Raw genomic sequence first — 25,732 nt, 5'->3', positions numbered from 1 at the left:
AACACGATGATCGAAACCATCCTGACCCGCGACCTCGGCACACCGCCGCCGGCCGTGATCACCGATTACATCACGCTGCAGATCGACGGCCAGCGGGTGACCGTTCCCGCCGGCACCTCGGTGATGCGCGCCGCGGCGCTCGCCGACATCAACATCCCCAAGCTGTGCGCCACCGACAGCCTGGAACCGTTCGGCTCCTGCCGCCTGTGCCTGGTCGAAATCGACGCCCGCCGCGGCTACCCCGCTTCGTGCACCACGCCGGCCGAGGAAGGGATGGTCGTGCGCACGCAGTCGCCCAAGCTGCAGCAATTGCGCAAGGGCGTGATGGAGCTGTACATCTCCGACCACCCGCTCGATTGCCTCACCTGCCCGGCCAACGGCAACTGCGAACTGCAAGACATGGCCGGCGTGACCGGCCTGCGCGAGGTGCGCTATGGCTACGAGGGCGAGAACCACCTGAAGCTGAAGAAGGATGAATCGAATCCCTACTTCACCTTCGATTCGTCGAAGTGCATCGTGTGCAACCGCTGCGTGCGCGCCTGCGAGGAAACCCAGGGCACGTTCGCGCTGACGATCTCCGGCCGCGGCTTCGAGTCGCGCGTATCGGCCGGCCAGAACGAGGCGTTCATGGAATCGGAGTGCGTGTCGTGCGGGGCCTGCGTGGAAGCCTGCCCGACCGCGACGCTGACGGAGAAATCCGTGATCTGGCTGGGCCAGGCCGAGCACAGCGTGACCACCACGTGCGCCTATTGCGGCGTGGGGTGCTCGCTGAACGCGGAAATGAAGGGCAACGAAGTGGTGCGCATGGTGCCGGCCAAGGATGGAAAGGCCAACGAAGGCCACGCGTGCGTGAAGGGGCGTTTCGCGTGGGGCTATGCTACCCACAAGGACCGCATCACGAAACCGATGATCCGCGCGAAGATCACCGATCCATGGCGCGAAGTGTCGTGGGACGAAGCGCTCGACTACGCGGCGTCCGAGTTCCGCCGCATCCAGGCGAAACACGGCCGCGACGCGATCGGCGGCATCGTCTCGTCCCGTTGCACGAACGAGGAAGGCTACCTGGTGCAGAAGCTGGTGCGCGCCGCCTTCGGCAACAACAACGTGGACACCTGCGCGCGGGTATGCCACTCGCCTACCGGCTATGGCCTGAAGCAGACGCTGGGCGAATCGGCCGGCACGCAAAGTTTCAAATCCATTGAGCATACCGACGTGGTGCTGGTGATCGGCGCCAACCCCACCGACGGCCACCCGGTGTTCGGCTCGCGCATGAAGCGGCGCCTGCGCCAGGGTGCGCGCCTGATCGTGATCGACCCGCGCCGCATCGACCTGATCAAGTCGCCGCACGTGCGCGCCGATTACCATCTGCAACTGCGGCCGGGCACCAATGTGGCCGTGCTGTCCGCACTGGCGCACGTGATCGTCACGGAAGGCTTGCTGGCCGAGGAATTCATCGCCGAACGCTGCGAGGACCGCGCCTTCCTGCAATGGCGCGACTTCGTGGCCCAGCCGGCCAACTCGCCGGAGGAAACGGAGAGCGTGACGGGTGTGCCGGCGGCGCAGCTGCGTGCGGCGGCGCGGCTGTACGCCACCGGCGGCAATGCGGCCATCTACTACGGCCTGGGTGTGACCGAACATGCGCAAGGTTCGACGGCCGTGATGGCGATCGCCAACCTGGCCATGGCCACGGGCAACGTGGGCCGCGAGGGCGTGGGCGTGAACCCGCTGCGCGGCCAGAACAATGTGCAAGGTTCCTGCGACATCGGTTCCTTCCCCCACGAGCTGCCCGGCTACCGCCACGTATCCGACAGCACCGTGCGCGGCCTGTTCGAACAGGCCTGGGGCGTGACGCTGCAGGACGAACCCGGCCTGCGCATCCCGAACATGTTCGAGGCGGCGCTGGACGGCAGCTTCATGGGCCTGTATTGCCAGGGCGAGGATATCGTGCAGTCCGACCCGAACACGCAGCACGTGACGGCGGCGCTGTCGGCGATGGAGTGCATCGTGGTGCAGGACATCTTCCTGAACGAGACGGCGAAATATGCGCACGTTCTGCTGCCCGGTTCCTCTTTCCTGGAGAAGGATGGCACGTTCACCAATGCCGAACGCCGCATCTCCCGGGTGCGCAAGGTGATGCCGCCGCGCGCCGGCCTGGCGGACTGGGAAGTGACGATGGCGCTGTCGAACCGGCTGGGCTATCCGATGAATTACACGCACCCGTCCGAAATCATGGACGAGATCGCGCGGCTGACGCCGACCTTCACCGGCGTGAGCTACAAGCGGCTCGATGAACTGGGCAGCATCCAGTGGCCCTGCAACGACGCCGCCCCGGAAGGCACGCCGACCATGCACGTGGACACTTTCGTGCGCGGCAAGGGCCGCTTCATCATCACCCAATACGTGGCCACCAGCGAGAAGGTGACGCGCAAGTACCCGCTGATCCTCACGACCGGGCGCATCCTGTCCCAGTACAACGTGGGCGCGCAGACGCGGCGCACGGAAAACGTGCAGTGGCATGCGGAAGACCGGCTGGAAATTCACCCGCACGATGCGCAGGAACGCGGCATCCGCGATGACGACTGGGTGGGCATCCAGAGCCGCGCGGGGGAAACCGTGCTGCGCGCGCTGGTGACGGAGCGCATGCAGCCGGGGGTCGTGTACACGACGTTCCACTTCCCCGAGTCCGGTGCCAACGTGATCACCACGGAAAACTCTGACTGGGCCACCAACTGCCCCGAATACAAGGTGACGGCCGTGCAGGTGATGCCCGTGCAGCAGCCTTCCGAATGGCAGCGCGAGTACCAGCGCTTCAACACGGCGCAGCTGGAGCTGGCCGATCCGGCGGCCGCCGTAGCGGAGGTGCGCGCATGAACATCGACAACCTGGTCACGATGGCCAACCAGATCGGCACGTTCTACGCCTCGTTCCCGGACCACGAGGAGGCCCGCACCGGCATCGCGCTGCACCTCGAGCGCTATTGGGCGCCGCGCATGCGCAAGCGCCTCGCCGAGCACGTGGCGCAGACGCGCGGGGCGGGCCTCGACCCGATCGTGCTGAGCGCCCTGGCCGAGCATCGCAAGGGGCATGACGTGCCGGCCATCGACACGTCGGTGCCGGAAGACGCGGATACCGGCGGCGACGCGGGATGACGCCGTTCGCCATGCGCTGGGAGCTGTCCGTCGTGTGCGCGACCGACCGGCCCGGCAGCTTCGGCGCGAGCATGGGCAACGATGCCGGCCGGGCCGCGCTGATCCAGCGCGAACTCGCGGCCGACGGCTACCGGCATGCCGGCGAAGTCTCGCTGTGGAACGCCCTGCATCCGGACGAGGAAGCCATGTTCGTGGGTGCCTACCCCGGCGGCGTGCTGGTCTGCCATGCGGACCTTGCCGGGGCACTCATCCACGGCAACGCCTGGTCGCGCGTGAACCGCGACCTGCGCGGCGATTTCCGCGACCGCGTGCTGCGCCTGTTTCCCCATGGCGAAGTGATGGCCCTTGCACTGCATTGCGTGACGAAGCTGTGGGGCTTTTCCGCCTACCGCGCCATGCGGCGCGTGCGCGCCATGGCCGGCTCGGCCGAGGATGGGCTGTTCGTCGACAGCGGCACGCCGCTTGCCGAGGAGCTGCCGCTGCTGGCCGAGCACGGTGCCGGTTCGCTGGAAGCAGCGGATGGCGAAACGCGCGCCAGCGCGGGCGAGGCACTGGTGCTTGCCGCGTCCGCGCGCATGTTCGGTACCGCCATCGACCGGCTTGCCGGCACGGGTCCCACGCTCAGCCATTTCCGGCGCCGCCCGGCGGCCTGACGCGGCATTACGGGCACTGCCGCCAGCCCGTCCCGCACGCGTTAAGCCGCCGCCGCCTCCAGCAGCCAGTTCTTCAGCGCCACCGCCGCGGGCCGCAATGCCGCCTGGCGATGGTGCACCACGTAATAGCCCTTCGACAGCGGCAGGCGCAATGGGAAGGGTTCGCACAGCGTGCCGTCGCGCACCTCCACCTCGGTGAGGACAGCGCTGCTGAGCACCGCGCCCTGGCCATGCCGGGCCGCTTCGATGGCCAGCATGCCCTGGTCGAAATGCAGTGCGGGTATCGCGTCCACCTGCCGCGCGGCGAGCGCGGAAAAGCGCAGCAGCCATTCCCTCCAGTGCGGGTGGAACGTGGTGTGCAGCAGCGTCCCGCGCGCCAGGTCGTCCGGCTTCTCCAGGCGCAGCTCCCGCGCATAGGCGGGCGAGCAGTAGAGGCGGATTTCATCGCGCCACAGCAGTTCCGCATGCAGGGCCGGATCGCGGCCGTCGAAATGCCGGATCGACAGATCCACCCGCTCGCGTTCGAAATCGGCCAGGGCCGTGGTGGCGGAAAGGTGCAGGGCGATACCCGGATTCGCGGTGAAAAAGGCGGCCATGCGCGGGGCGAACCACTTGGCCGCCAGCGTCGGCGGAATCGACAGCCATACCTCGTTGCTGCGCCCCAGCCGCAACTCGTCGCTGGCATGCTGGAGCCGCGCCAGCGCGGGCTGGATCGCCGCCCAGTAGCTCGACGCCTCGGCGGTGGGCAGCACCTGGCGCGTGGCGCGCACGAACAGCGGCGTGCCCAGCCACGCCTCCAGCTTCTGGATCTGCTGGCCCACCGCGCCGGGTGTGACGTGCAATTCCTCTGCCGCAAGGGCAAAGCTGTTGTGCTTCATCGCCGCATCGAATACGAGCAGCGACTTGATCGGCAAGGGTGCGGGCATGGTAGAGATTTTCTATTTTGTTGGCGAAATCTTATCATTTGTCGCGGCCCCGGGGGCTGGCGAGAATGGCACCTCATTTGCACCTCATTTGCACCGCATTCGATGGAGGAAAACTCATGCACAAGCAAGCTGCCAACCCGTTCTCGGCCCCCGCGCCCGCGCCGGCGACGCCCTGGCTGATCGTACTCACGGCCGCCGCGATCCTGATGGTCACCATGGGCACACGGGGATCGCTGGGGCTGTTCCTGTCCCCACTGAACACCCATACCGGCCTGGGCGTGGCCGCCATCAGTTTCGCCATGGCGGTCGCCCAGCTCGTCTGGGGCGCCGTGCAGCCCCTGTTCGGCGCCGTGGCCGACCGCTGGGGGCCTAGCCGCGTGATCGTGCTGGGAGCGCTCATGCTCGCCGCCGGCTCCGCGCTAACCACCCAGGTCACGAGCGAATGGGGGCTGATCTTCGCCATCGGCATCCTCAGCGCGGCGGGTGCCGGAGCCGGCAGCTTCTCGATTCTGATCGGCGCCACCGCCCAGCACATCCCGGCCGAGCGCCGCTCCTTCGCCAACGGCGTGATCAATGCCGGCGGCAGCATGGGCCAGTTCGTATTCGCGCCGCTGAACGGGGCCGTGATGGCGGCCTTCGGCTGGATGCACGCGATGTGGATGATGGCCGCGCTGGCCCTGACCACGGCGCCGCTCGCCTGGCGCTTGCGCGGCGAGCCAAAGCCCGCCAACGCAACCGGTAGCGCGGCCGGCGGCGTGGCCGGCATCACGCTGCGCGCGCAGTTGAAGCTCGCCTTCCGCGACCGCAGCTACTGGTGCCTGCACGCCGGATTCTTCACGTGCGGTTTTCATATCGCCTTCCTCGTCACGCACATGCCGGGCGAAGTGAACCTGTGCGGCTTGAGCACCGCCGTGGCGTCGACATCGCTGGCGATCATCGGCTTGACGAACGTGGCGGGCAGCCTGCTTGCCGGTGCGCTGGGTTCCCGCGTGCGCATGAAGACGCTGCTGTTCTGGATGTACGCGACGCGCGCCGCCGCCGTTCTGCTGTACCTGGCGGCGCCGAAGGAAGCGATGACCTTCTATGTGTTCGCCGCGGTGCTGGGCACCACCTGGCTGGCGACCGTGCCGCCGACCGCCGGGTTGACGGCGAAACTGTTCGGCACCCGCTACCTGGCCACGCTGTTCGGCCTCACGCTGTTCAGCCACCAGGTCGGCGGCTTCTTCGGCGCCTGGCTGGGCGGGATCGCCGTCACGGCGACGGGCGACTACAGCTGGATGTGGTGGGCCGACGCAGCTCTGGCCCTGGCAGCCGCGCTGGTGAACCTGCCCATCAGGGAAGAACGGCCGGTGGCGCGGCTGGCGCCCGCCTGAACGGTATTACCGCCCCTTGCGGCCGACAGGGTGCGCCTCCGGCGACGCGATAAGGCCGGCGGCGGCGGCCTTCATGATGCGGCGGAAGGTGGGGCACTCCAGATGGCTGGGCGCCTGGCACTGCGCCGCATGCCGCAGGCCGTCGCGCACGGCGGCCAGCTTGCGGATCGTCGAGTCGATGTCGTCTGCCCGGGCCAGCAGCGTGGCACGGTCGATGTGCAGACGGCCGTCGGGTGACAGCATCGCGCCGATCTCGCCGAGCGAGAAGCCGGCGGCGCGGCCCAGCGCGATCAGCGCCAGCCGCTCCAGCACGGCGCCGTCGAATACCCGGCGCAATCCATTGCGGCCGCTCGAGGCGATCAACCCCTTTTCTTCGTAGTAGCGCAAGGTGGAGGGCGCGACGCCGCTGCGCCGTGCCACTTCCCCGATATCCAGTGCCATGCTTGACCTCAAGTGGACTTGAAGTGGCACGATAGCATGGTGCCCATTACGAAAGGAAGCGACATGACTGCCACGCCAATCACCCAAGCCGCGCTGTGGAACGGCACTGCCGGCAATTCGTGGGTGGATCTGCGCGACTTGCTGGACGAGATGTTCCGCCCCATCGAGACGCTGCTCGCGGACGGGATCGGCGCCAGCCAGCGGGTGCTGGATGTCGGCTGCGGTACCGGCAGCACCACGCTGGCGGCCGCCCGCCGTGGCGCCGACGCCACGGGCGTCGACCTGTCGGCCCAGATGATCGACGCCGCGCGCGCGACGGCCGCCCGGCTCGGCCTCGGCGCCACGTTCGTCTGCGCGGATGCCCAGCAGCACGCCTTCGCGCCGGCCGGCTTCGACGCCGTCATCTCGCGCTTCGGCGTGATGTTCTTCGGCGACCCCGTGGCCGCCTTCCGCAATCTCCGGCAAGCCGCCCGCCCCGGCGCACGGCTGGACATGTTCGTGTGGCGGGATGCGGCGGACAACCCCTACATGACGGCCGCGGAGAAAGCCACGGCGCCGCTGCTGCCGCAACTGCCGCCCCGGCAGCCGGACGGCCCCGGGCAGTTCGCCCTTGCCCGGCCGGAACGGGTGCGCGGCATCCTGGCGCAAGCCGGCTGGCAGGCGGTCACGCTGGAGCCGGCCGACGTACCGTGCTCCTACCCGGCCGCCGGAGCGCAACTGTACGCCGCGCGGATGGGCCCACTCGGGCATCTGCTGCCGACGCTGGCGCCGGAGGAGCGCGAGCGCATCGCCGCGATCGCGCGGGCGGCGCTCGACCCGTTCGTGCAGGGCGACCGGATCTGTTTCACCGCCGCCTGTTGGCGGGTGCGCGCCATTGCCTGACGGAACGGCGAAAAAGAATTTGCGGGCGGCTGCATCCGATCGGCTTCCTCGCGAGTAGTAACCGCACCAACGTTGCCATTCCGGCAGCTGTTGAGCAGACAACTCACGAGGACAGACCATGAACCGACCCCAGTTTTCCACGCTTGCCCTTGCCGTCTCGATCGCGCTGACCCTGGCCGCCTGCGGTGGCGGCGGCGGCCACCAAGACGCCGGAACGCCGATGCCGACGCCCACGCCGGGCGTCCCGGTGCCGCCGGGCGACGTGTTCGCCCTTACCAGCGGCAACAGGCTGATCTCCTTCAATCGCGATGCGCCCGGCACCGTGCGGACAACGGCGACCGTGTCCGGCCTGCAGGGCGGCGAAACCCTCCTCGGCATCGATTACCGGCCGGCCGACGGCAAGCTGTACGCCCTCGGCTCGACCGGCCGGCTGTACACGATCGATACGGAAAGCGGCATGGCCACCCTGAAGTCGACGCTGGTCGCCGACGCGGCCGATACCACGGCGCCCTTCACCGCACTGGCAGGCAGCGATTTCGGCGTGGACTTCAACCCCGTGGCCGACCGCCTGCGTGTCGTGAGCAATACGGGCCAGAACCTGCGCATCAACGTCGACACCGGCGCCACGACCACCGACGGCGCGATCAATGGCGGTGCCGCCGGCACGGCGATCACCGCGTCGGCCTACACGAATTCGTTCGCCGGCACCGGCACCACCACCCTGTACGCCCTGGACAGTGGCACCGACATGCTGTACATCCAGAATCCGCCGAACAACGGCACGCTGGCCACGCCCGTGGCGCTGGGCGTCGATGCCGGCAGCACCAACGGCTTCGACATCGATGCGCGCACGAATATGGGTTACGTGATCGCCACCGTGGGCGGCGCGCGCAACCTTTACAGCATCAATCTCGCGGCCACCACGAATGCCTCCACGCTGGTCGGCGCCATCGGCGGTTCCGAGGACATCCGCGGCATCGCGCTGCGCCCCGCCCGGGCGCCGATGGTGATCGGCCTGTCCGACGACAACCGCCTGCTGGGCTTCAAGCCGGCCTCGCCCAGCACGATCGACACGACGCTGACCGTGACTGGCCTGAACGGCGGGGAAACGCTGCTGGGCATCGACGTGCGGCCGAAGGATGGCATGCTGTACGGCCTCACCTCCGCCGCGCGGCTGGTCACGATCGATCCGGCGACCGGGGTAGCGACGGTGAAGGCAACGCTGATGGCCGACGCCGCGGATACGACGGCGCCCTTCACGGCCATTGCCGGTGGCGCCTTCGCCGTGGACTTCAATCCAGTCGCCGACCGCCTGCGCGTGATCGGCGACACGGGCCAGAACCTGCGCATCAACGTGGACACGGGCGCGACCACGACGGATGGCGCCATCAACCGGGCCGGCGGCACGCCCGCCGTCACGGCGGCCGCCTACAGCAACAGCGTGGCCGGCACCGCGACCACCATCCTGTATGACCTCGACAGCGTCAACGACGTGCTGGCCATGCAGGCGCCGCCGAACGACGGCACCCTGATGGACGTGGGCCGCCTGGGCGTGGACGTGGCGGGCGATGCCGGCTTCGATATCGCGGGCGGCGGCAATGGCCTTGCGCTGGCGGCCTTGCGCTCCACGGCAGGCGGCGCCAGCACGCTGTACCGGGTCGACCTGATGTCGGGAACGGCGACGCCGGTCAACGGCACGGCGGCGCCGGCCACTTCCGTGATCGGCGGCACCGGCGGCGTGCGCGATATCGCGATCATGATCAAGTAAGGAGCGACCGGCTGGACGAGACGCCGCGCCCCGGTTCCGGGCGCGGCCCTTGCAGGAAGGATGAGATGCCCCGGCCGGCGATGCGCCCGCCCGGGCATGCAGCCCCGCTACATGACCTTCACGGCGCGGCCGATGTACAGGATCGGACCGGTCGGCCGGCCGATCGGCGAGCCCTGCTCCGGTTCCAGCGTGATCTCGAACAGCTGGTTCGGCTGCAGCGGCGGCAGCTTGTCCAGCTTCACGTCGACCGCCTGCCCCGGCGTGACGAGGCCCAGCGATACCGGCCCGCTCCAGCCGTCGGCCTTCGTCCACAGTTGCAGGGCGCGTTGCGCCGGCACGTCGGTCTTCACGAGCGGTTCGAGACGGATGGTGTCCGCTCCGGTGGCACGGATCACCCAGCCCGGCGCCGCATTCTGCGGCGTCGCCAGCACCACCATATAGTCCGGCACCTGCGAGCCCGGCACCTCCGGCGCCTGCAGGCGCACGCCGACCACGACGGCCATGATGGCCGCGGCCGCGAAACCGCCGGCGGCAAGGCCGCGCCACAACGTCAGCCTGTCCCACCAGCGCGCAGCCGGCGGCTGCGCCGCCGAACGGGCCGGTGCCACGCTGCGCTCGATGCGCGCCCACAGCGCGGCGGAGGGTTCGGCCGGTTCGGCCAGGCTCGTCAGCGGCAGCAGCCGCTGTTCCCAGTACGCGACGGCGGCACGCAGCGCAGGATCGTCCGGCAGCGCGCGCTCGACTTCGCGGCGCTGCTCGGCGGACAGGGTGCCGAGCACGTATTCGCCGGCCAGTTCGTGGGGATCGCGGATCGGGCTCATACCATGCACTCCCGCAGCGCGTTCAGCCCGCGCTTGATCCAGGCTTTCACGGTGCCGAGCGGCGACTTCAGGCGCTCGGCGATCTCGGAATGGGAGCAGCCATCCACATAGGCATACAGGATGCTGTTGCGCTTGGCCGCGTCCAGCTGCGTCAGGCAGTGCTCCAGCCGGCCCAGGTCTTGCCGCAATTCGAACGCCTCGGCGACCTGCGCGGCGGCGGCGCCATCGATCGCGTCCAGCGTTTCCTCATCGTCGACAAGGACTTCGCGCGCGCCGCTGCGTACCGCATCCAGCGCGCCGTGCCGCACGATGCTGTAGATCCAGCCGCGGCCGGCGCCGCGTCCCGCATCGAAGCTGCCTGCCTTCGTCCAGATGCTGACGAACGCGTCGTGCAGCACGTCTTCCGCCGCCTGCCGGTCGCGCACGATGCGCAGCGCCACGCCCAGCAGGCGCGGCGCCTCCTGGTCGTACAGGCTGCGCAGCGCCTGGCGGTCGCCGCGCGCGCAGCCGCGCAGGGCGGCTTCGTAGTCGAATTGTTCGGGGGCGATGGGCACGGCGTTTCCGTCGTCAGTGGCGGGCGGATACCGCGGCCCGGGTGTCGGCGATTATATATTGAAGAGTTTGGTACCGCAGCGCGGCTGGTGCCCGTGGCTTACGCCTATCGCCCGGCGTGGGCCGTCGCCACATCAAGCGCGAACCAAGTCAGCAAGGCCTCATTCTGCGAGGGTTTGCCCGCGGTTAGTAGAAGAATCGGCTTTGCAACAATCGCTCGCGAAACTTCGGCTGGGGCCTGTCGCGGCTTCGCCGGTGTCGCCGGGGCAGGTCCGCCTTGTCCAGGATTTCCCGAAATGTTCCTACTGCTCCTCCGTGCTGACGGTACAGTGCCAGCGCGCGGCGATGTAACAAGGCCTGCAGAGACCACCAATGATCGCCGTTCTGCATGTGTCGCGATATCTGCGGATCAATCCAGCCTGCGAACCAGGAAACGCGATCGATAAAGTACATGAAGCTGCTGACGGTATGACGTGGTCTGCGCGGTATGAAACCAAGAGCGCCTAGCTCATTGAACTCCGGCGTAGCCCAGAGTGCGTCGTGATGACCGATTCGATTGCGAACATCCCTGATTCGTTTCAGCAAATCCGTGACCCGTTTTTTGAAGGCTGGATCGCCGTATGACACGCCGGGCGTGTGCTGCACGTTGGGAAAGACTGCTGCCAAAATGGTCGTTTGGAGGCCTGCCGGCTGGGACGAATGGCTCAGGCCAGAAATCAAGACCTCCCAGAAGCCAAAGGGCAACGCGGCCACGATGTCGTCCGGCGTCACGACGTAACCTGCCGGCTTCTTCCCTTTGACTTTACCGATCGCAGCTTTCACATCGTCACTCGACTTCGCATTCAGCTTGTGCTTGGCAGGAAGGAACGCAGGCGCAGCCGGATTGATGATATGTGCTGGGTTAGGTCGCGGCATCATCCAATCGAAGGAGTCGACATTGCCGAAGTGCTGGGAGAGCGCTCTGTGCAGTGCATTCCGCAAGCCAACCTCAAAGTCTCCTAGTATCGGAAGCATGCCTGCCCCGACTGCTTGATTCCACGCGTAGCAACCAAGGACGTCGTTGTCGGATGTGCATTTGAAAAAGGCCTGCATGGTTGCAAGCCTGGGAACAGTGAGGTGTTTCAGCATCGGTGAGCTATTGACCGTCAACAGTTAGCAGTGCTATGCTTTGCGCATAGAGACAGGGGTTTTCCAGGAAACTGGTCGTGCCCTTGTAAATTGAGGACAAAGCCCGCTTAAGCGGGCTTTGGACTTTTCAGGGCTACATTGTGGCCTATTGTATGACTTGGCAAGCGGACAGGGAACGTCCCCTGACTTACAAGCCTGCGTCGTGCGGCAACTCAAGCTTGGATGTACGACGTGATGGTTCACGGCGCGCATCGGCGCCGCTCCTCTTCTCAAGCGAACTTCGTGAAATCCGGCTTCCTCTTCTCAAAGAACGCCGTGAACGCCTCCTTCGCCTCCGCCCCCTGCAGCATCTCGAAGAACAATTTGCTCTCCTCGGCAATGATCGCTTCCAGCTGCGCCTTGCGCGACGTCGTCATCAGGCGCTTGGTGGTACGGATCGAGGCAGCGGGCAGCGCCACCAGCTTGGCGGCTTGCGCGCGGGCGTGGTCGAGCACCTCGGCGGCGGGCAGCACTTTCGACACGATGCCCATGTCGTACGCTTCCCGCGCGGTAAACGGCTCGCCCAGCATCAGCTTCTCGGCGGCGCGCGCGTGGCCGCCAGCCAGCGGCATCAGCAGCGAAGAACCGAATTCCGGGCACAGGCCGAGCTGCGTGAACGGCACGGAGAATTTCGTCGAGTCGGCCGCGTAGACCAGGTCGCAGTGCATCAGCAAGGTGGTGCCGATGCCGATGGCCAGACCGCTGACGGCGGCGACGACGGGCTTGGCGGAACCGGACAGCGCGCGCATGAACTGGAACACGGGGCGGTCGCCGAAGGCGCCGGTGTAGGTCGCCGCCGTCTTCATGAAGTCTTCCAGGTCGTTCCCGGCCGTGAAGGCTTCCGGCTTCCCGGTGATGAGGATCGCGCGCACTTCGGTATCCTCCTGGGCCGCGTTGATGGCGTCGGCCAGCGACTGGTACATCGCCGAGGTAATGGCGTTCTTGCGTTCGATGCGGTTGAATTCCAGCGTGAGGATGCCGTTGGTCTTGCTGACTTCGATAGCCATGTCTCTTCCTTTGAATGATGAAGGGCGCCGGGATTTTGTCCGCGGCGCCCTTTTTATTGCTCTTCTACCCTGGCGTGGATTACACGCGCTCGATGATGCCTGCCGCGCCCATGCCAGCGCCCACGCACATCGTGACCATGCCGTATTTCAGGTTATTGCGGCGGAGGGCGTGCACGACGGTCGCGGCGCGGATAGCGCCGGTCGCGCCGAGCGGATGGCCCAGCGCGATCGCGCCGCCCATCGGGTTCACCTTGCTCGTATCAAGATTCAGGTCGCGGATCACGGCCAGCGCTTGCGCCGCGAACGCTTCATTCAGTTCGATCCAGTCCAGCTGGTCCTGCGTGATGCCGGCCGCGGCCAGCGCTGCCGGAATCGCCACCTTCGGGCCGATGCCCATGATTTCCGGCGGCACGCCGCGCACGGCGAACGACGAGAACTTGGCAAGCGGCGTCAGGTTGTGTTCCTTCAGGATCTTCTCGGAGACGACGATCAGCGCGCCGGCGCCATCGGACATCTGCGAGGACGTGGCGGCCGTCACGCTGCCCTTGGCGGCGAAGACGGGCTTCAGCTTGGCCATGCCCTCGGCGGACGCGTCGGCGCGCGGGCCTTCGTCCAGCTCGACCAGGCGCTTGGACACCTTGACTTCGCCGGTACGCAGGTCCGGCGTGCGGGTGATCGCTTCCACCGGCGTGATCTCGTCCTTGAAGTAGCCGGCCTGCTGGGCGGCGATGGCGCGGCGGTGCGATTCCAGGCCGAAGGCATCCTGGTCTTCGCGGGAAATTTTCCACTGCTTGGCAACGTTCTCGGCCGTCAGGCCCATGCCGTAGGCCAGGCCCACGTTTTCATCCTTGAACGTGTCCATGTTGATCGACGGATGGTGGCCCATCATCGGCACCATCGACATCGATTCCACGCCGCCGGCGATCATCACGTCGGCTTCGCCGACGCGGATGCGGTCGGCCGCCATCGCCAGCGCGGTGATGCCCGATGCGCAGTAGCGGTTGACGGTCACGCCGCCGATCGTATTCGGCAGGCCGGCCAGCACCACGGCGTTACGCGCCACGTTGAAGCCCTGCTCCGCTTCCGGGAACGAGCAGCCGATGATCGCGTCGACGATCAAGGCCGGGTCCAGGTTCGGCACGGCGGCCATGGCGCCGCGGATCGCGTGTACCAGCAGGTCGTCCGGGCGGGTCTTGTTGAATACGCCGCGCGGGGCCTTGCCGATCGGGGTGCGGGTCGCGGCGACGATGTATGCGTCTTGCAGTTGTTTGCTCATGTTTTTTGTCCTAAGGGTTCTGCGCTCATTGGCCCAACTTAGTTGCGCACCGGTTTGCCGGTCTGCAGCATGCCCATGATCCGCTCCTGCGTTTTCGGGTTGTTCAGCAGTTCGAGGAAGGCTTTGCGCTCCATGTCCAGCAGCCACTGCTCGGACACCACGCTGCCCTGGTCGATATCGCCGCCCGACACGATCTCGGCGATCATGTCGCCCAGCTTGTAGTCGTGGGCGGAGATGAAGCCGCCGTCGCGCATGTTCACCAGCTGGCCGCGGATCGTGGCCCAGCCGTAGCGGCCGGTCACGGTGATCGGGCGCTGCAGCGGTGCGCGGTAGCCCTGGTCGAACATCGAGCGCGCGGTCACCTTCGCCACGTGCAGCAGTTCGTGCGGGTTGAAGACGATGATGTCGTCTTCCTTCAGGTAACCCATCGCCTTCGCTTCCAGTGCCGACTTCGACACGTTGGCGGTGGCCGCGTTCATGAAGCCGGTCTTCAGGAATTGCAGGATGTCGTTGCCCTTGGCTTCCTTGGCGGCGCGTGCCGCCGCTTCCTTCAGGCCGCCGCCGGCCGGGATCAGGCCCACGCCCACTTCCACGAGACCGATGTACGACTCGATCGAAGCGACGCGGCGCGATGCATGCAGCGCCATTTCGCAGCCGCCGCCCAGTGCCAGGCCCGCGACAGCGGCCACCACCGGAACGTTCGAGTACTTCATCGCCATGAAGGTGTTCTGCAGGTCGCGGATCAGCGGGTCCAGCGCCTTGGCGCCGCCGGCCATGAAGGCCGGCAGGGCCGATTGCAGGTCGGCACCGGCGGAGAACGCGCCGCCTTCGGCCGCATCCGTGCCCCAGATCACCAGGCCCTTGAAGTTCTTTTCCGCTTCAGCCAGACCGCGCTTCAGGCCATCGATGACGCCCTGGCCGATCACGTGCATCTTCGTCTTCAGCGAGATCACCAGCACGTCGTCGCCCGAGTGCCACAGGCGCACGTCGTTGTCCTCGAACACCGTGGTGCCGGCCTTCGACGGGTCGGTCTCGCCGCTGCCCAGCACCGGCGCACGGAATTCCTGGCGCTTGTAGACCGCCAGGTCGGAACGCGGCACGTAGGTCTTCGACGCGGCCGAGTACGAACCTTCCGGCGTGTGCACGCCCTTGTCGGCCACTTCGAACACCCAGCTTGGCAGCGGTGCGTTCGTCAGCGCCTTGCCCTCTTCGATATCCTGCTTTACCCACTCGGCGATCTGCTTCCAGCCGGCGGCCTGCCACGTTTCGAACGGGCCCACTTTCCAGCCGAAGCCCCAGCGCATCGCGAAGTCCACGTCGCGCGCGTTGTCGGCGATCGACTCCAGGTGGTAGGCGATGTAGTGGAATGCGTCGCGGAAGATCGCCCACAGGAACTGGCCTTGCGGGTTCGTCGATTCGCGCAGCGCCTTGAATTTCTTGACCGGGTCCTTTTCCTTCAGGATGCGGCCGATGATGTCGGCAGCCTTCGCGCCGCCCGCCACGTATTCGCCGGTGGCGAAGTCCAGGCGCTGGATGTCCTTGCCCACCTTCTTGTAGAAGCCGCCGCCGGTCTTCTGGCCCAGCGCGCCCTTCTCGATCAGCTTGGCCAGCACTTCCGGCGTCTTGTAGACGGCGGCGAACGGATCGTCCTTCAGGTTGTCCTGCATGGTCTTGATCACGTGGCCCATCGTGTCCAGGCCCACCACGTCCGCCGTGCGGAACGTGCCGGACTTGGCGCGGCCCAGCTTGGCGCCCGTCAGGTCGTCGACGACGTCCACGGACAGGCCGAACTTCTCGGCCTGGTGGATCGTGGCCAGCATGCCGAAGATGCCCACGCGGTTGGCGATGAAGTTCGGCGTGTCTTTCGCTCGCACGACACCTTTACCCAGCGCGGAGGTCAGGAAGGTTTCCAGCTGGTCCAGGATTTCCGGACGGGTGCTTTCCGTCGGGATCAGTTCCACCAGGTGCATGTAGCGCGGCGGGTTGAAGAAGTGCACGCCGCAGAAGCGCGCCTTCAGGTCCGCGTCGAAGCCTTCGGCCAGCTGGTGGATCGGCAGGCCCGACGTGTTCGAGGCGAAGATCGCGTTGGCGCCGATGTGCGGGGCGACCTTCTCGTACAGGTCGTGCTTCCAGTCCAGGCGCTCGGCGATTGCTTCGATGATCAGGTCGCAATCGGCCAGCTGGTCCAGGTTGTCTTCATAGTTCGCCACCTGGATCAGGGCGGCGTCTTCCTTGTCGCCCAGCGGTGCCGGCGACAGTTTTTTCAGGTTCTCGATGGCGCGCAGCACGATGCCGTTCTTCGGAGTTCCTTCCTTGCCCGGCAGGTCGAACAGCACGACCTGCACCTTGGCGTTCACGCAGTGGGCGGCGATCTGCGCGCCCATCACGCCGGCGCCCAGGACGGCGACTTTTTTAACAGTGAAGTTGGTCATTTCTCGTTCCTTAATCTGTTAGAACAGGTCGGCGTCCAGCGCCATCAGGTTCGCTGCGCCCGAACGTGCCTGGCGGATCAGCATCGCGGTTTCCGGATACAGGCGGCCGAAGTAGAAGCGCGCGGTGGCCAGCTTCGATTCGTAGAACTTGTCGCCAGAGTCTTTCTTTTCCAGCGCGATCTTGGCCATCTGCGCGAAGAAGTACGAAAACACGAGGTGGCCGGCCACGCGCAGGTAAGGCACGGCGGCAGCGCCCACTTCATCCTGGTTCTGGAATGCCTTCATGCCGATTTCCATCGTCAGCTTCGTGACTTTCTCGCCCAGGTCGCCCAGCGGGGTGATGAATTCGGACATCGCTTCGTCGGTGCCGTTGTCTTCCACGAAGGCGCGGATCTTCTCGCCGAACTTGCGCAGCTTGGAGCCGTTGTCCATCAGGATCTTGCGGCCCAAGAGGTCCAGCGACTGCACGGTGTTCGTGCCTTCGTAGATCATGTTGATGCGCGCATCGCGCACGTACTGCTCCATGCCCCACTCGGCGATGTAGCCGTGGCCGCCGAACACCTGCATGGCTTCCGAGGTGGCGATCCAGCCGTTGTCGGTGATGAACGCTTTCACGATCGGGGTCAAGAGGGCCACTTCGTCGGCCGCTTCCTTGCGCACTTCTTCATCCGGGTGGTTCAGTTCGCGGTCGATCTGCAGGGCCACGTAGCTGGTCAGCGCGCGGGCGCCTTCGGCGAAGGCTTTCGCGGTCAGCAGCATGCGGCGCACGTCCGGGTGCACGATGATCGGGTCGGCCGGCTTGTCGGCTGCCTTCACGCCCGACAGGGAGCGCATCTGCAGGCGGTCCTTGGCGTACACCAGGGCGTTCTGGTATGCCACTTCGGTCAGGCCCAGCGACTGCATGCCCACGCCCAGGCGGGCGGCGTTCATGAACACGAACATGGCGTTCAGGCCCTTGTTCGGCTGGCCGATGATCCAGCCCTTCGCACCGTCCAGGTTCATCTGGCAGGTGGAGTTGCCGTGGATGCCCATCTTTTCCTCGATGGCGCCGCAGAAGATCGGGTTGCGCTCGCCCACCGTGCCATCCTGGTTCGGCAGGAACTTCGGCACCAGGAACAGCGAGATGCCTTTCGAGCCTTCCGGTGCGTCCGGCACGCGGGCCAGCACCAGGTGCAGGATGTTTTCGGACATGTCATGTTCGCCGGCCGAGATGAAGATCTTGTTGCCGGTGATGGTCCAGGAACCGTCGTCGTTCGGGATCGCCTTGGTGCGCAGCAGGCCGAGGTCGGTGCCGCAGTGCGGCTCGGTCAGGCACATGGTGCCGGTCCATTCGCCGGACACCAGCTTCGGCAGGTACAGGCGCTTCTGCTCGTCGGTACCGTGTTCCTTCAGGCACTCGTAGGCACCGTGCGACAGGCCCGGGTACATCGTCCATGCCTGGTTCGACGAGTTCAGCATCTCGTAGAACGAATTGTTCAGCACCACGGGCAGGCCCTGGCCGCCGTATTCCGGGTCGCAGGCCAGCGCCGCCCAGCCGCCTTCCACGTACTGCTTGTAGGCTTCCTTGAAGCCCTTGGGCGTGGTGACGGTTTTCGTTTCGGCGTCGTGGTGGCAGCCTTCGCGGTCGCCGGAGTGGTTCAGCGGGAACAGCACTTCGGACGTGAACTTCGCGCCCTCTTCCAGCACGGCGTTGATGATGTCGGCATCGGTCTCGGCGTGGGCCGGCAGTTCCTTCAGTTGTTCTGCCACGTTCAGGAACTCGTGCAGGACGAACTGCATATCCCGGATTGGCGCGACGTATTGACCCATGTTTATCTCCTGCGACTAAAGGCTGTTGTGATTGGTTTGCCGGACCTCGCGGGTCCGGCGGCAATTAAGCTTGATTCAAGACTGGTAATTCTCGATCAGACGATTGAAGCCCACCGTGGCACGTTCGACGGCGCCGGGCATGCGCAGGAAGCGGGCGTCGTGGTGCACGGCCAGGATCAGGCCATACATCTCGTACACCAGCTGTTGCGCATCCGTGCCCGCCTTCAGGTGACCGCATTCGATCGCCTGTTCGGCGGCGCGCAGCAGCGCACCCTGCCATGCCCCGACCATCGTCACCAGCGCTTCGCGGATCGGGCCAGGGCGGTCGTCGTACTCGACGGCGCCGCTGATATAGATGCAGCCCGAGGCGATTTCGATCGATACGCGCTTGACCCAGTGCGCGAACATGGCCCGCAGACGGGGCAAGCCGCGCGGTTCCTTGATGCTGGGGTAGAACACTTCCTGTTCGAAGCGGCGGTGGTAAAGCTTCAAGACTTCCAGCTGTAAGTCTTCACGCGAGCCAAAGTGGGCGAACACGCCCGATTTACTCATGTTCATCCGGTCCGCCAGCAGGCCGATGGTCAGGCCTTCCAGCCCGTCCCGGCTGGCGAGGTCCAACGCCACATCCAGGATGGCGGCGCGGGTCATCTCACCCTTGCGCATGAATTTGGTCGAGGTATTAATGGCTAAGTTACTCACTTTGGCTTCCGGCTTGTGGAGGAGAAGGAACTTCGATTTTCCCCCGGCCGATTTGCTTCGTGTGAAAAAAATTACGAACGCTCGTACTATTATCCAGGGCTGGATAAATGTCAAACGGGATTGTTAGAGGTGGCGTTCTATTTTGTAGCCGGCGTTGCGCACGGGGGTTGACGGGGGCTTTTGGGATGGTGGCGGTGGCGGGGAAAACCGGTGTCGTACACTATTTTCCGGGGTGAAGCGCCCCGGAAAATAGTGTACGACACCAGCGCCTCGTGGGGCGCGGGGCTTACTCGCCGTGGTCGATCTGCTCGCGCACGCGCCGGTCCCGCTTCGTGGGCCGGCCCTTGAAGTCGGCGGCCGGTTCGTGGAACAGCCGGCGCCGTTCCGATTCCTTTTCGCGCCGGGCGATCGATTCGGCGCTTTCCTCATAGAGGGTGCGGGCAATCGGGGCTCCCTGCCGCTGGTCGGAAAGGCCCACCACCAGCACGTCCCATTCGTCGGAGCCGTTGTTGATGTACAGCTTTTCGCCCAGCTTGAGCAGCCGCGCGGGTTTCACGCGGTCGCCGTTGATCTTCACCTTACCGGTATCGATCGCGTCGATGGCCAGGTTGCGCGTCTTGAAGAAGCGCGCGGCCCACAGCCACTTGTCGATCCTTACGTTATCCATCAAGCGTACTTTCCTACTGCAAAAATGCGCATCAGCGTGCGGTACACCACGTAGGCGATCTCGTAGCCGATGCGGCGGAAGCGGCCGACGTGTTCGTATTCGTGCGGGTGGATTTCCACGCCCTCGGCGAGCGCTGCCTCGATGTGGCGGCGCAGGTCCCGGGCGAAGGCGGCATCCTTGATCACGACGTTCGCTTCCTGGTTCAAGAAAAGACTCAACCCGTCCACATTGGAAGAGCCGACGGTTGCCCACTCATCGTCGATGACGGCCACCTTCGCATGGAGCTGGGTCTTGCGGTATTCCACCAGCCGCACGCCGGAGGCAAGCAGCTTGGGGTAGAACGAGTGCGCCACGGCATCCTGCAGCCAGTGCTCGCCCACGCCGATCAGCAGCGTCACCTGCACGCCACGCTGGGCCGTCTGCGACAGGGCGCGCCGGAACTTGCGGCCCGGCGCGAAATACGGGTTGGCCAGCAGCACGCTCTTCTTTGCTACGCCCATGGCCTTCAGGTAAGCGCGCTGGATGGTGTGGCGGTTGCGCAGGTTGTCGCGCACCACGAAGCCGGCTTGCACCGTTGTGGCGGCTTCGGCGGCGGCCTTGTTGGCGCGCCGTGTTTCCTGGTACAGGCCGATCCTTTCGGTCAGCGGCATGCGGCCCAGGCGCCGCCATTGCGCCACCGCTTCGCGATGGATGTTCGCCACCAGCGGCCCTTTCACGGCCACCGCGAAATCCCAGCGCGGCGCGGCCAGGGCGATGCTGTGGTCGTAGTCGCAGTACATGTCGTCGTTGACGTTGATGCCGCCAACGAAGGCAATGCAGCGGTCGACCACGCAGATCTTGCGGTGCGTGCGAGAAATGCCGCGCTTGAACCAGGGGTTGAAGATACGGTGCTCGACGCCCGCTTCGATCAACTGCCCATGCATGCGCTGCACACGCCGCGCTCCCGTGCCGAACCAATCGGTGATCATGCGCACGGTAACGCCCCGTTGCGCGGCGCGCATCAGCGCCGCTTGCACCGCCTGCCCCGTTTCATCGTCGGCGAAGATATACGTTTCGAAATACACGTCATACTGCGCGGCATCGATTGCTTCCAGCAAGGCCGGGAAGAATTCGGTACCGCAGTGCAGGAGCTTGACTTCGTTGTCGGCGATGAAATCGACGGGGCGCATAACGCTATAACAGTTTCAAGGTAGCGACGAGCGGCGCATGGTCCGAGAGCTTGGCCCACATGGGGCCGTGCAGGACCTGCGCCGATTCTACCTCGAAGCCGCGCACGTAGATGCGATCCAGGCGGAAGAAGGGCAAGGCGGATGGGAAGGTGCGGGCCGGACGGATGGCTGCCTGCCGCCGCGCCAAGGTACGGACCAGGTCGCCCAGGCTGGAGCCGGCACCGATTTCGTCGAACACCTCGACCACTCCCAGCGCCTTGTGCAGTTTGGCGCTCAGGGTATTGCGCCAGTCGTTGAAGTCGCCGGCGATGATCACCGGCTCGTTGTTCGGTGCGGACGAGTTGACCGCGTCGATCAGCGCCTGCGTTTGCCGCACGCGGCTGCGCTCGAACAGGCCCAGGTGGATCACGTAGCAATGCACGACGCCCTTGGGCGTTTCGACGATCGAGTGCAGGATGCCCCGCGCCTCATAGGCATGATCGGAAATATCGGTATTGGTCCACTTGGCGATCGGGTGCTTCGACAGCAGCGCATTGCCATGGTGGCCATGGTCGTATTGCGCATTCAAGCCATACACGGATTGATGGGACTCGCCGGCGAAGAACTCGTGCTGGCTGCCCTGCGGCCAGTGCCGTTGCCCGTGGCGCTCTTCCCCGAACCGGGCGGCGATGCGGTCGTGCTGCCCTTGCACCTCCTGCAGGAAGATCAGGTCGGCATCGAACGCCTCGATGGCTTGCTTGAGTGCAAGCACGCGCGGCTTGCTGCGGTAGGAAACGCCCTTGTGGATGTTGTAGGTGGCGACTTTGATCTTCATGAAAGCCATTCTAGCGCCAACCGTGCTCTTTCTTCCTGAGCAATCGTGCGCCGGGGACACGATTGCAGTCTCGAACCGCTCAGTCCGGCAGTGTAGCCCGGACAGTGGCTCGTTTGCCTCATCCCGCACTCAATTGTGTGATCAGCGCACGATAGGCTGGCGCGAAAAGCCGGGATATCGCTATAGTGGAAACCACAAGGAGACATTCCATAAGACCACTGACTCGAACGGGAGGGCAAGATGGCGATCAAGACGTTCTGCACCACTTTTTGCACTGCACTGGCAACACTGGCATCGGCGTCCGCATTGGCGATGGCGCCTGGCGGCGGCGAAGCGCCGGCCGACCCGGCAGTGCCACACATCGTGCTGTCCGAAACGAATGCGTTTGGCAAACCCGCAGCCCTGGCAGGGCTTGACGCCGGCAACAGCCTCGTGACCCAGCTCATCTATGGAGCCAGCGGAGACATCGCCTTGCCGGCAGACAGCCCGGCCCAGGCGGCGTCAGTCTCGGAGCCGGCCAACCTGCCGCTGCTGGCCGCCGCCGGCATCGCGCTGCTGGTGGCGCAGCTGCAGCGCTCGCGGCGGCCTACCCTTTAAAGGCTGCTTAGCGCTTCCCCAGCACGCGCGGCAATTGCAGGATTGCCTCGGCGTTCGAGGCGGAAAAGCATTTGTCCGCGGCTTCCAGCCAGGGCAGCCACACATGGGCCGTGTGCTCGCGCGGCGACAGCATCACGGGCACGTCGCGCGGCACCTCCACGCTGAACACGTGCTCCGTGTTGTGCGTGATGCCGGGCGCATAGCGGTGGCGCCAGATCGGGTAGATCTCGTACACATTCGACATCTGCCAGTCGCGCAACACGATTCGGTCGCCATCGGCAACGATGCCGGTTTCCTCGAACAGCTCGCGCGTGGCCGTGGCCAGCAAGGGCTCGTCGACGGCGTCCAGCGAGCCGGTGACCGATTGCCAGAAGCCAGGGTGGCCGGCGCGTTCGATCAGCAGCACTTCCAGGTCGGGGGTGTGGATGACGACCAGGACGGAGATGGGGATTTTTGGGGGTTTGTTCATCGGCAGCTCGAGGTCTCGAGCGGCGGTGGATCCGCTGGGGTCTGTCCCCGGTAAGTGCGGGCCTTCGCGCTCGCTGTCGGCGCTTCAAGGGAACTGACCCCGGTTTTCTGCCAGCGCGCCGTTGGCTCAAGCAAAAACCGGGGTCAGTCCCCTCGCAGCGCTGCCTGCAAGCACAAGCGCCGACACTTACCGGGGACAGACCCCTGCGGATCTTCCGCCGCGGATGTAAAAAAGGGCGCCTCGGCGCCCTCTCCACTTCTTAGCCAGCCACCTTCGGCTCGGCGGCGCGCAGGCGGATATGCAGCTCGCGCAGTTGCTTTTCGTCTACTTCGGAAGGAGCGTGCGTCAGCAGGTCTTGCGCGCGCTGGGTCTTCGGGAAGGCGATCACGTCGCGGATCGAGTCCGACTTCGTCATCAGCGTCACGATACGGTCCAGGCCGAACGCCAGGCCGCCATGCGGCGGGGCGCCGTACTGCAGCGCGTCCAGCAGGAAGCCGAACTTCAGGCGCGCTTCCTCGGCGCCGATCTTCAGCGCGCGGAATACCTTCGACTGCACTTCCTCGCGGTGGATACGGATCGAACCGCCGCCCAGCTCCCAGCCGTTCAGCACCATGTCGTAGGCCTTCGCCAGGCAGGCGCCCGGGTCGGTTTCGAGCATGTCTTCGTGGCCATCCTTCGGCGCCGTGAACGGGTGGTGCGTGGCGGTCCAGCGGTCGTCTTCCTCGTCGTACTCGAACATCGGGAAGTCGATCACCCACAGCGGTGCCCACACGTCGTCGAACAGGCCGTTCTTCTTGCCGAATTCGCTGTGGCCGATCTTCACGCGCAGCGCGCCGATCGCGTCATTGACCACCTTGGCCTTGTCCGCGCCGAAGAAGATCAGGTCGCCGTCTTGCGCGCCCGTCAGTTCCAGGATTTGCGCCAGCGCTTCGTCGTTGATGTTCTTCACGATCGGCGATTGCAGGCCGTCGCGGCCCTTGGCCTTTTCATTGACCTTGATGTAGGCCAGGCCCTTGGCGCCGTAGATGGCAACGAACTGGGTGTACGCGTCGATTTCCGAACGCGGCATCTCGGCACCCTTCGGCACGCGCATGCCGACCACGCGGCCGTTCGGCAGGTTGGCGGCAGCGGAGAACACCTTGAAGTCGACGTTCTTCATCACGTCGGTCAGCTCGGTGAACTGAAGCTTCACGCGCATGTCCGGCTTGTCCGAGCCGTACAGGCCCATCGCGGTGGCGAAGTCCATCACCGGGAACGGGTTCGGCAGGTCGATCGACAGGGTGTTCTTGAACACCTTGCGGATCATGTCTTCGAACAGGTCGCGGATTTCCTGCTCGTTCAGGAACGAGGTTTCGCAGTCGATCTGCGTGAATTCCGGCTGGCGGTCGGCGCGCAGGTCTTCGTCGCGGAAGCACTTGGTGATCTGGTAGTAGCGGTCGAAGTTGGCGACCATCAGCAGCTGCTTGAACAGCTGCGGCGACTGCGGCAGCGCGAAGAACTGGCCGGCGTTCACGCGCGACGGTACCAGGTAGTCGCGCGCGCCTTCCGGCGTGGACTTGGTCAGGGTCGGCGTCTCGATGTCGATGAAGCCCAGCTCGTCGAGGTACTTGCGCACTTCCATCGTGACCTTGTAGCGCAGGCGCAGGTTGTTCTGCATCTGCGGGCGGCGCAGGTCCAGCACGCGGTGCGTCAGGCGGGTGGTTTCGGACAGGTTGTCGTCGTCCAGCTGGAACGGCACGGCCACGGACGGGTTCAGCACTTCCAGCTGCGAGCAGATCACTTCGATCTTGCCGGACTTCAGGTTGTTGTTGACGGTACCGGCCAGGCGGTCCTTCACCACGCCGGTCACGCGCAGGCAGTACTCGTTACGCACGGACTCGGCCGTCTTGAACACCTCGGCCTGCTCGGGATTGCAGACGATCTGCACCAGGCCTTCACGGTCGCGCAGGTCGATGAAGATCACGCCGCCGTGGTCGCGGCGACGGTGCACCCAGCCGCACAGGCTGACGGTTTGGCCCAGCAGGGCTTCGGTGGTGAGCCCGCAGTAATGAGTACGCATAGACATGGTTATTTCTCTTCAGGGTTGATTGTTTACTCGGGCGAGTGATGGGGGCGCATCATTCCGGCGCCACCACGCCCATCGATACGATGTACTTCAGGGCGGCATCGACCGTCATGTCGAGCTCCACCACGTTTTCACGCGCCATCATGAGGAAGAAGCCGGAGGTCGGGTTCGGCGTCGTCGGCACATACACGGACACGTAGTCTCCCACCAGGTGGTTTTTCACGTCGCCACCCGGGGCGCCCGTCAGGAACCCGATCGTGTACGAGTTCGCGTGCGGATAAGGAATCAGCACGGCCTTGCGGAAGGCATTGCCGGAGGACGAGAACAGCGTGTCCGACACCTGCTTCACGCTGCCGTACAGCGAACTCACGACAGGAATACGGTGCAGCAACTTTTCCCACAACCGCAGGATGTAGTTGCCGATCAGGTTGTTGGCCAGCAAGCCAACGACGAACACGATGACGATGGTGAGGATCGCCCCGAAGCCGGGGATGTCGAACCCCACCAGGTTGCTCGGCTGCCAGCGCTGCGGGACGAACAGCAGCGACTGGTCCAGGGTGCTGATGATGATATTCAGCACCCAGACCGTGATGGCCAGAGGCACCAGGACCAGGAGGCCCGTCAGGAAGCACTTGCGTATCAGGTTCATCGGCGCCTTATGGCTTGTCGCCGGCAGGGGCCGGCGCCGGGGCGGGCGATGTGTCGGATTTCGCCGTGTCGCTCTTGGCCGAACCTCCGGCCACGCCGGTGGCTGGCGCATTGCCGCCACGGAAATCGGTCACATACCAGCCGGTGCCTTTCAACTGAAAGCCGGCCGCGGTCAATTGCTTCTTGAAGGTGGACTTGCCGCAGGAAGGGCATTCCGTGAGCTGCGGATCGGAGATCTTTTGCAGCACATCCTTGGTAAAGCCACATTCCTCGCAGCGGTAAGCGTAGATAGGCATCTTTTACTCCGCAAAAAACATCAAAAACCCTGAATTATAGAGTGTTTTTGCG

The 25,732-nt window shown here is 65.4% G+C and carries 24 protein-coding genes; 7 read left to right on the top strand and 17 right to left on the bottom strand.

Annotation, left to right across the window (positions count from 1 at the left end; all coding sequences use genetic code 11):
- Positions 1–6: 6 nt before the first annotated feature.
- The 3 genes from fdhF to V6Z91_RS10720 are packed head-to-tail and all read left to right on the top strand — an operon-like array spanning position 7 to position 3,802.
- On the top strand, positions 7–2,871 hold the full coding sequence (gene fdhF / locus V6Z91_RS10730; RefSeq protein ID WP_338770231.1) for a formate dehydrogenase subunit alpha: 2,865 nt from the start codon (positions 7–9) through the stop codon (positions 2,869–2,871).
- Positions 2,868–3,149, top strand: coding sequence for a formate dehydrogenase subunit delta (locus tag V6Z91_RS10725; protein WP_338770228.1), 282 nt, complete (start codon positions 2,868–2,870; stop codon positions 3,147–3,149). The genes fdhF and V6Z91_RS10725 overlap by 4 nt, the downstream gene beginning before the upstream one ends.
- Complete coding sequence (locus V6Z91_RS10720) at positions 3,146–3,802, top strand: hypothetical protein (RefSeq protein ID WP_338770226.1); 657 nt, start codon at positions 3,146–3,148, stop codon at positions 3,800–3,802. The genes V6Z91_RS10725 and V6Z91_RS10720 overlap by 4 nt, the downstream gene beginning before the upstream one ends.
- Before the next feature lie 41 nt (positions 3,803–3,843).
- Here the strand turns inward: V6Z91_RS10720 and V6Z91_RS10715 are convergent, their stop codons facing one another.
- Positions 3,844–4,728, bottom strand: coding sequence for a LysR substrate-binding domain-containing protein (locus V6Z91_RS10715; protein ID WP_338770224.1), 885 nt, complete (start codon positions 4,726–4,728; stop codon positions 3,844–3,846).
- A gap of 116 nt (positions 4,729–4,844) precedes the next feature.
- On the opposite strand from V6Z91_RS10715, the gene V6Z91_RS10710 reads away from it, so the two are divergent.
- Positions 4,845–6,101 (top strand): MFS transporter, encoded by a 1,257-nt coding sequence (locus V6Z91_RS10710; protein ID WP_338770221.1) that lies wholly within the window; start codon positions 4,845–4,847, stop codon positions 6,099–6,101.
- 6 nt (positions 6,102–6,107) lie between these two features.
- Here V6Z91_RS10710 and V6Z91_RS10705 read toward each other — a convergent pair whose 3' ends face one another.
- The gene (locus tag V6Z91_RS10705) at positions 6,108–6,542 is read right to left on the bottom strand and encodes a helix-turn-helix domain-containing protein (protein ID WP_338770218.1); all 435 of its coding nucleotides are present in this window, start codon (positions 6,540–6,542) and stop codon (positions 6,108–6,110) included.
- A gap of 63 nt (positions 6,543–6,605) precedes the next feature.
- Between V6Z91_RS10705 and V6Z91_RS10700 the strand changes: the two genes are divergently transcribed.
- Both V6Z91_RS10700 and V6Z91_RS10695 read left to right on the top strand, forming a co-directional pair.
- Complete coding sequence (locus V6Z91_RS10700) at positions 6,606–7,424, top strand: class I SAM-dependent methyltransferase (protein ID WP_338770216.1); 819 nt, start codon at positions 6,606–6,608, stop codon at positions 7,422–7,424.
- 118 nt (positions 7,425–7,542) lie between these two features.
- Complete coding sequence (locus V6Z91_RS10695; RefSeq protein WP_338770214.1) at positions 7,543–9,192, top strand: DUF4394 domain-containing protein; 1,650 nt, start codon at positions 7,543–7,545, stop codon at positions 9,190–9,192.
- A 107-nt stretch (positions 9,193–9,299) separates the two neighbouring features.
- Here the strand turns inward: V6Z91_RS10695 and V6Z91_RS10690 are convergent, their stop codons facing one another.
- From V6Z91_RS10690 to V6Z91_RS10640, 11 genes are all read right to left on the bottom strand, one after another.
- Complete coding sequence (locus tag V6Z91_RS10690) at positions 9,300–10,013, bottom strand: anti-sigma factor (RefSeq protein WP_338770212.1); 714 nt, start codon at positions 10,011–10,013, stop codon at positions 9,300–9,302.
- The gene (locus V6Z91_RS10685) at positions 10,010–10,567 is read right to left on the bottom strand and encodes a sigma-70 family RNA polymerase sigma factor (protein ID WP_338770210.1); all 558 of its coding nucleotides are present in this window, start codon (positions 10,565–10,567) and stop codon (positions 10,010–10,012) included. Before V6Z91_RS10685 ends, V6Z91_RS10690 begins: the two co-directional genes overlap by 4 nt.
- A gap of 184 nt (positions 10,568–10,751) precedes the next feature.
- Positions 10,752–11,693 carry a hypothetical protein gene (locus V6Z91_RS10680; RefSeq protein ID WP_338770208.1) on the bottom strand — a complete coding sequence of 314 codons (942 nt, stop codon included), beginning with the start codon at positions 11,691–11,693 and terminating at the stop codon, positions 10,752–10,754.
- A 269-nt stretch (positions 11,694–11,962) separates the two neighbouring features.
- On the bottom strand, positions 11,963–12,739 hold the full coding sequence (locus tag V6Z91_RS10675) for an enoyl-CoA hydratase (RefSeq protein WP_338770205.1): 777 nt from the start codon (positions 12,737–12,739) through the stop codon (positions 11,963–11,965).
- A gap of 79 nt (positions 12,740–12,818) precedes the next feature.
- Positions 12,819–14,015 carry an acetyl-CoA C-acyltransferase gene (locus V6Z91_RS10670; RefSeq protein ID WP_338770202.1) on the bottom strand — a complete coding sequence of 399 codons (1,197 nt, stop codon included), beginning with the start codon at positions 14,013–14,015 and terminating at the stop codon, positions 12,819–12,821.
- 38 nt (positions 14,016–14,053) lie between these two features.
- Positions 14,054–16,447 carry a 3-hydroxyacyl-CoA dehydrogenase/enoyl-CoA hydratase family protein gene (locus tag V6Z91_RS10665; protein ID WP_338770200.1) on the bottom strand — a complete coding sequence of 798 codons (2,394 nt, stop codon included), beginning with the start codon at positions 16,445–16,447 and terminating at the stop codon, positions 14,054–14,056.
- Between the two features lie 18 nt (positions 16,448–16,465).
- Positions 16,466–18,256: an acyl-CoA dehydrogenase C-terminal domain-containing protein gene (locus V6Z91_RS10660; RefSeq protein WP_338770198.1), complete on the bottom strand. Its 1,791-nt coding sequence runs from the start codon at positions 18,254–18,256 to the stop codon at positions 16,466–16,468.
- A 75-nt stretch (positions 18,257–18,331) separates the two neighbouring features.
- Positions 18,332–18,919, bottom strand: a complete 588-nt coding sequence (locus V6Z91_RS10655; protein WP_338771795.1) for a TetR/AcrR family transcriptional regulator — start codon at positions 18,917–18,919, stop codon at positions 18,332–18,334.
- A 322-nt stretch (positions 18,920–19,241) separates the two neighbouring features.
- The gene (locus tag V6Z91_RS10650; protein WP_338770196.1) at positions 19,242–19,622 is read right to left on the bottom strand and encodes a S4 domain-containing protein; all 381 of its coding nucleotides are present in this window, start codon (positions 19,620–19,622) and stop codon (positions 19,242–19,244) included.
- Positions 19,622–20,791 (bottom strand): cardiolipin synthase ClsB, encoded by a 1,170-nt coding sequence (clsB, locus tag V6Z91_RS10645; RefSeq protein WP_338770194.1) that lies wholly within the window; start codon positions 20,789–20,791, stop codon positions 19,622–19,624. The genes V6Z91_RS10650 and clsB overlap by 1 nt, the downstream gene beginning before the upstream one ends.
- Positions 20,792–20,795: 4 nt before the next feature.
- Positions 20,796–21,605 carry an endonuclease/exonuclease/phosphatase family protein gene (locus tag V6Z91_RS10640; protein WP_338770192.1) on the bottom strand — a complete coding sequence of 270 codons (810 nt, stop codon included), beginning with the start codon at positions 21,603–21,605 and terminating at the stop codon, positions 20,796–20,798.
- 240 nt (positions 21,606–21,845) lie between these two features.
- On the opposite strand from V6Z91_RS10640, the gene V6Z91_RS10635 reads away from it, so the two are divergent.
- Positions 21,846–22,202 carry a hypothetical protein gene (locus V6Z91_RS10635; RefSeq protein WP_338770189.1) on the top strand — a complete coding sequence of 119 codons (357 nt, stop codon included), beginning with the start codon at positions 21,846–21,848 and terminating at the stop codon, positions 22,200–22,202.
- 7 nt (positions 22,203–22,209) lie between these two features.
- Here V6Z91_RS10635 and nudB read toward each other — a convergent pair whose 3' ends face one another.
- The 4 genes from nudB to V6Z91_RS10615 form a co-directional block, all read right to left on the bottom strand.
- Positions 22,210–22,671 (bottom strand): dihydroneopterin triphosphate diphosphatase, encoded by a 462-nt coding sequence (gene nudB / locus V6Z91_RS10630; protein WP_338770186.1) that lies wholly within the window; start codon positions 22,669–22,671, stop codon positions 22,210–22,212.
- A gap of 259 nt (positions 22,672–22,930) precedes the next feature.
- Positions 22,931–24,736: an aspartate--tRNA ligase gene (aspS, locus tag V6Z91_RS10625; RefSeq protein WP_338770183.1), complete on the bottom strand. Its 1,806-nt coding sequence runs from the start codon at positions 24,734–24,736 to the stop codon at positions 22,931–22,933.
- Positions 24,737–24,788: 52 nt separating this feature from the next.
- Entirely contained in the window at positions 24,789–25,376 is a 588-nt protein-coding gene (locus V6Z91_RS10620; RefSeq protein WP_338771793.1) for a DUF502 domain-containing protein, read from the bottom strand.
- A gap of 16 nt (positions 25,377–25,392) precedes the next feature.
- Entirely contained in the window at positions 25,393–25,680 is a 288-nt protein-coding gene (locus V6Z91_RS10615) for an FmdB family zinc ribbon protein (RefSeq protein WP_338770180.1), read from the bottom strand.
- Positions 25,681–25,732: the final 52 nt, after the last annotated feature.

This window comes from Massilia sp. METH4, assembly GCF_037094685.1.
Classification (GTDB): domain Bacteria; phylum Pseudomonadota; class Gammaproteobacteria; order Burkholderiales; family Burkholderiaceae_D; genus Rugamonas.
This window is presented reverse-complemented; position numbering and strand designations above follow the sequence as displayed.

What these genes read in the sequence shown, in the direction of transcription:
- V6Z91_RS10650 (WP_338770196.1), bottom strand. Translation starts at nt 19,622, where the DNA reads ATGGATAACGTAAGGATCGACAAGTGGCTGTGGGCCGCGCGCTTCTTC.
- V6Z91_RS10655 (WP_338771795.1), bottom strand. Translation starts at nt 18,919, where the DNA reads ATGCGCAAGGGTGAGATGACCCGCGCCGCCATCCTGGATGTGGCGTTG.
- V6Z91_RS10675 (WP_338770205.1), bottom strand. Translation starts at nt 12,739, where the DNA reads ATGGCTATCGAAGTCAGCAAGACCAACGGCATCCTCACGCTGGAATTC.
- V6Z91_RS10690 (WP_338770212.1), bottom strand. Translation starts at nt 10,013, where the DNA reads ATGAGCCCGATCCGCGATCCCCACGAACTGGCCGGCGAATACGTGCTC.
- V6Z91_RS10715 (WP_338770224.1), bottom strand. Translation starts at nt 4,728, where the DNA reads ATGCCCGCACCCTTGCCGATCAAGTCGCTGCTCGTATTCGATGCGGCG.
- V6Z91_RS10665 (WP_338770200.1), bottom strand. Translation starts at nt 16,447, where the DNA reads ATGACCAACTTCACTGTTAAAAAAGTCGCCGTCCTGGGCGCCGGCGTG.
- clsB (WP_338770194.1), bottom strand. Translation starts at nt 20,791, where the DNA reads ATGCGCCCCGTCGATTTCATCGCCGACAACGAAGTCAAGCTCCTGCAC.
- V6Z91_RS10710 (WP_338770221.1), top strand. Translation starts at nt 4,845, where the DNA reads ATGCACAAGCAAGCTGCCAACCCGTTCTCGGCCCCCGCGCCCGCGCCG.
- V6Z91_RS10725 (WP_338770228.1), top strand. Translation starts at nt 2,868, where the DNA reads ATGAACATCGACAACCTGGTCACGATGGCCAACCAGATCGGCACGTTC.
- fdhF (WP_338770231.1), top strand. Translation starts at nt 7, where the DNA reads ATGATCGAAACCATCCTGACCCGCGACCTCGGCACACCGCCGCCGGCC.
- V6Z91_RS10635 (WP_338770189.1), top strand. Translation starts at nt 21,846, where the DNA reads ATGGCGATCAAGACGTTCTGCACCACTTTTTGCACTGCACTGGCAACA.
- V6Z91_RS10670 (WP_338770202.1), bottom strand. Translation starts at nt 14,015, where the DNA reads ATGAGCAAACAACTGCAAGACGCATACATCGTCGCCGCGACCCGCACC.
- V6Z91_RS10660 (WP_338770198.1), bottom strand. Translation starts at nt 18,256, where the DNA reads ATGGGTCAATACGTCGCGCCAATCCGGGATATGCAGTTCGTCCTGCAC.
- aspS (WP_338770183.1), bottom strand. Translation starts at nt 24,736, where the DNA reads ATGTCTATGCGTACTCATTACTGCGGGCTCACCACCGAAGCCCTGCTG.
- V6Z91_RS10640 (WP_338770192.1), bottom strand. Translation starts at nt 21,605, where the DNA reads ATGAAGATCAAAGTCGCCACCTACAACATCCACAAGGGCGTTTCCTAC.
- V6Z91_RS10705 (WP_338770218.1), bottom strand. Translation starts at nt 6,542, where the DNA reads ATGGCACTGGATATCGGGGAAGTGGCACGGCGCAGCGGCGTCGCGCCC.
- V6Z91_RS10680 (WP_338770208.1), bottom strand. Translation starts at nt 11,693, where the DNA reads ATGCTGAAACACCTCACTGTTCCCAGGCTTGCAACCATGCAGGCCTTT.
- V6Z91_RS10695 (WP_338770214.1), top strand. Translation starts at nt 7,543, where the DNA reads ATGAACCGACCCCAGTTTTCCACGCTTGCCCTTGCCGTCTCGATCGCG.
- V6Z91_RS10700 (WP_338770216.1), top strand. Translation starts at nt 6,606, where the DNA reads ATGACTGCCACGCCAATCACCCAAGCCGCGCTGTGGAACGGCACTGCC.
- V6Z91_RS10615 (WP_338770180.1), bottom strand. Translation starts at nt 25,680, where the DNA reads ATGCCTATCTACGCTTACCGCTGCGAGGAATGTGGCTTTACCAAGGAT.
- V6Z91_RS10720 (WP_338770226.1), top strand. Translation starts at nt 3,146, where the DNA reads ATGACGCCGTTCGCCATGCGCTGGGAGCTGTCCGTCGTGTGCGCGACC.
- nudB (WP_338770186.1), bottom strand. Translation starts at nt 22,671, where the DNA reads ATGAACAAACCCCCAAAAATCCCCATCTCCGTCCTGGTCGTCATCCAC.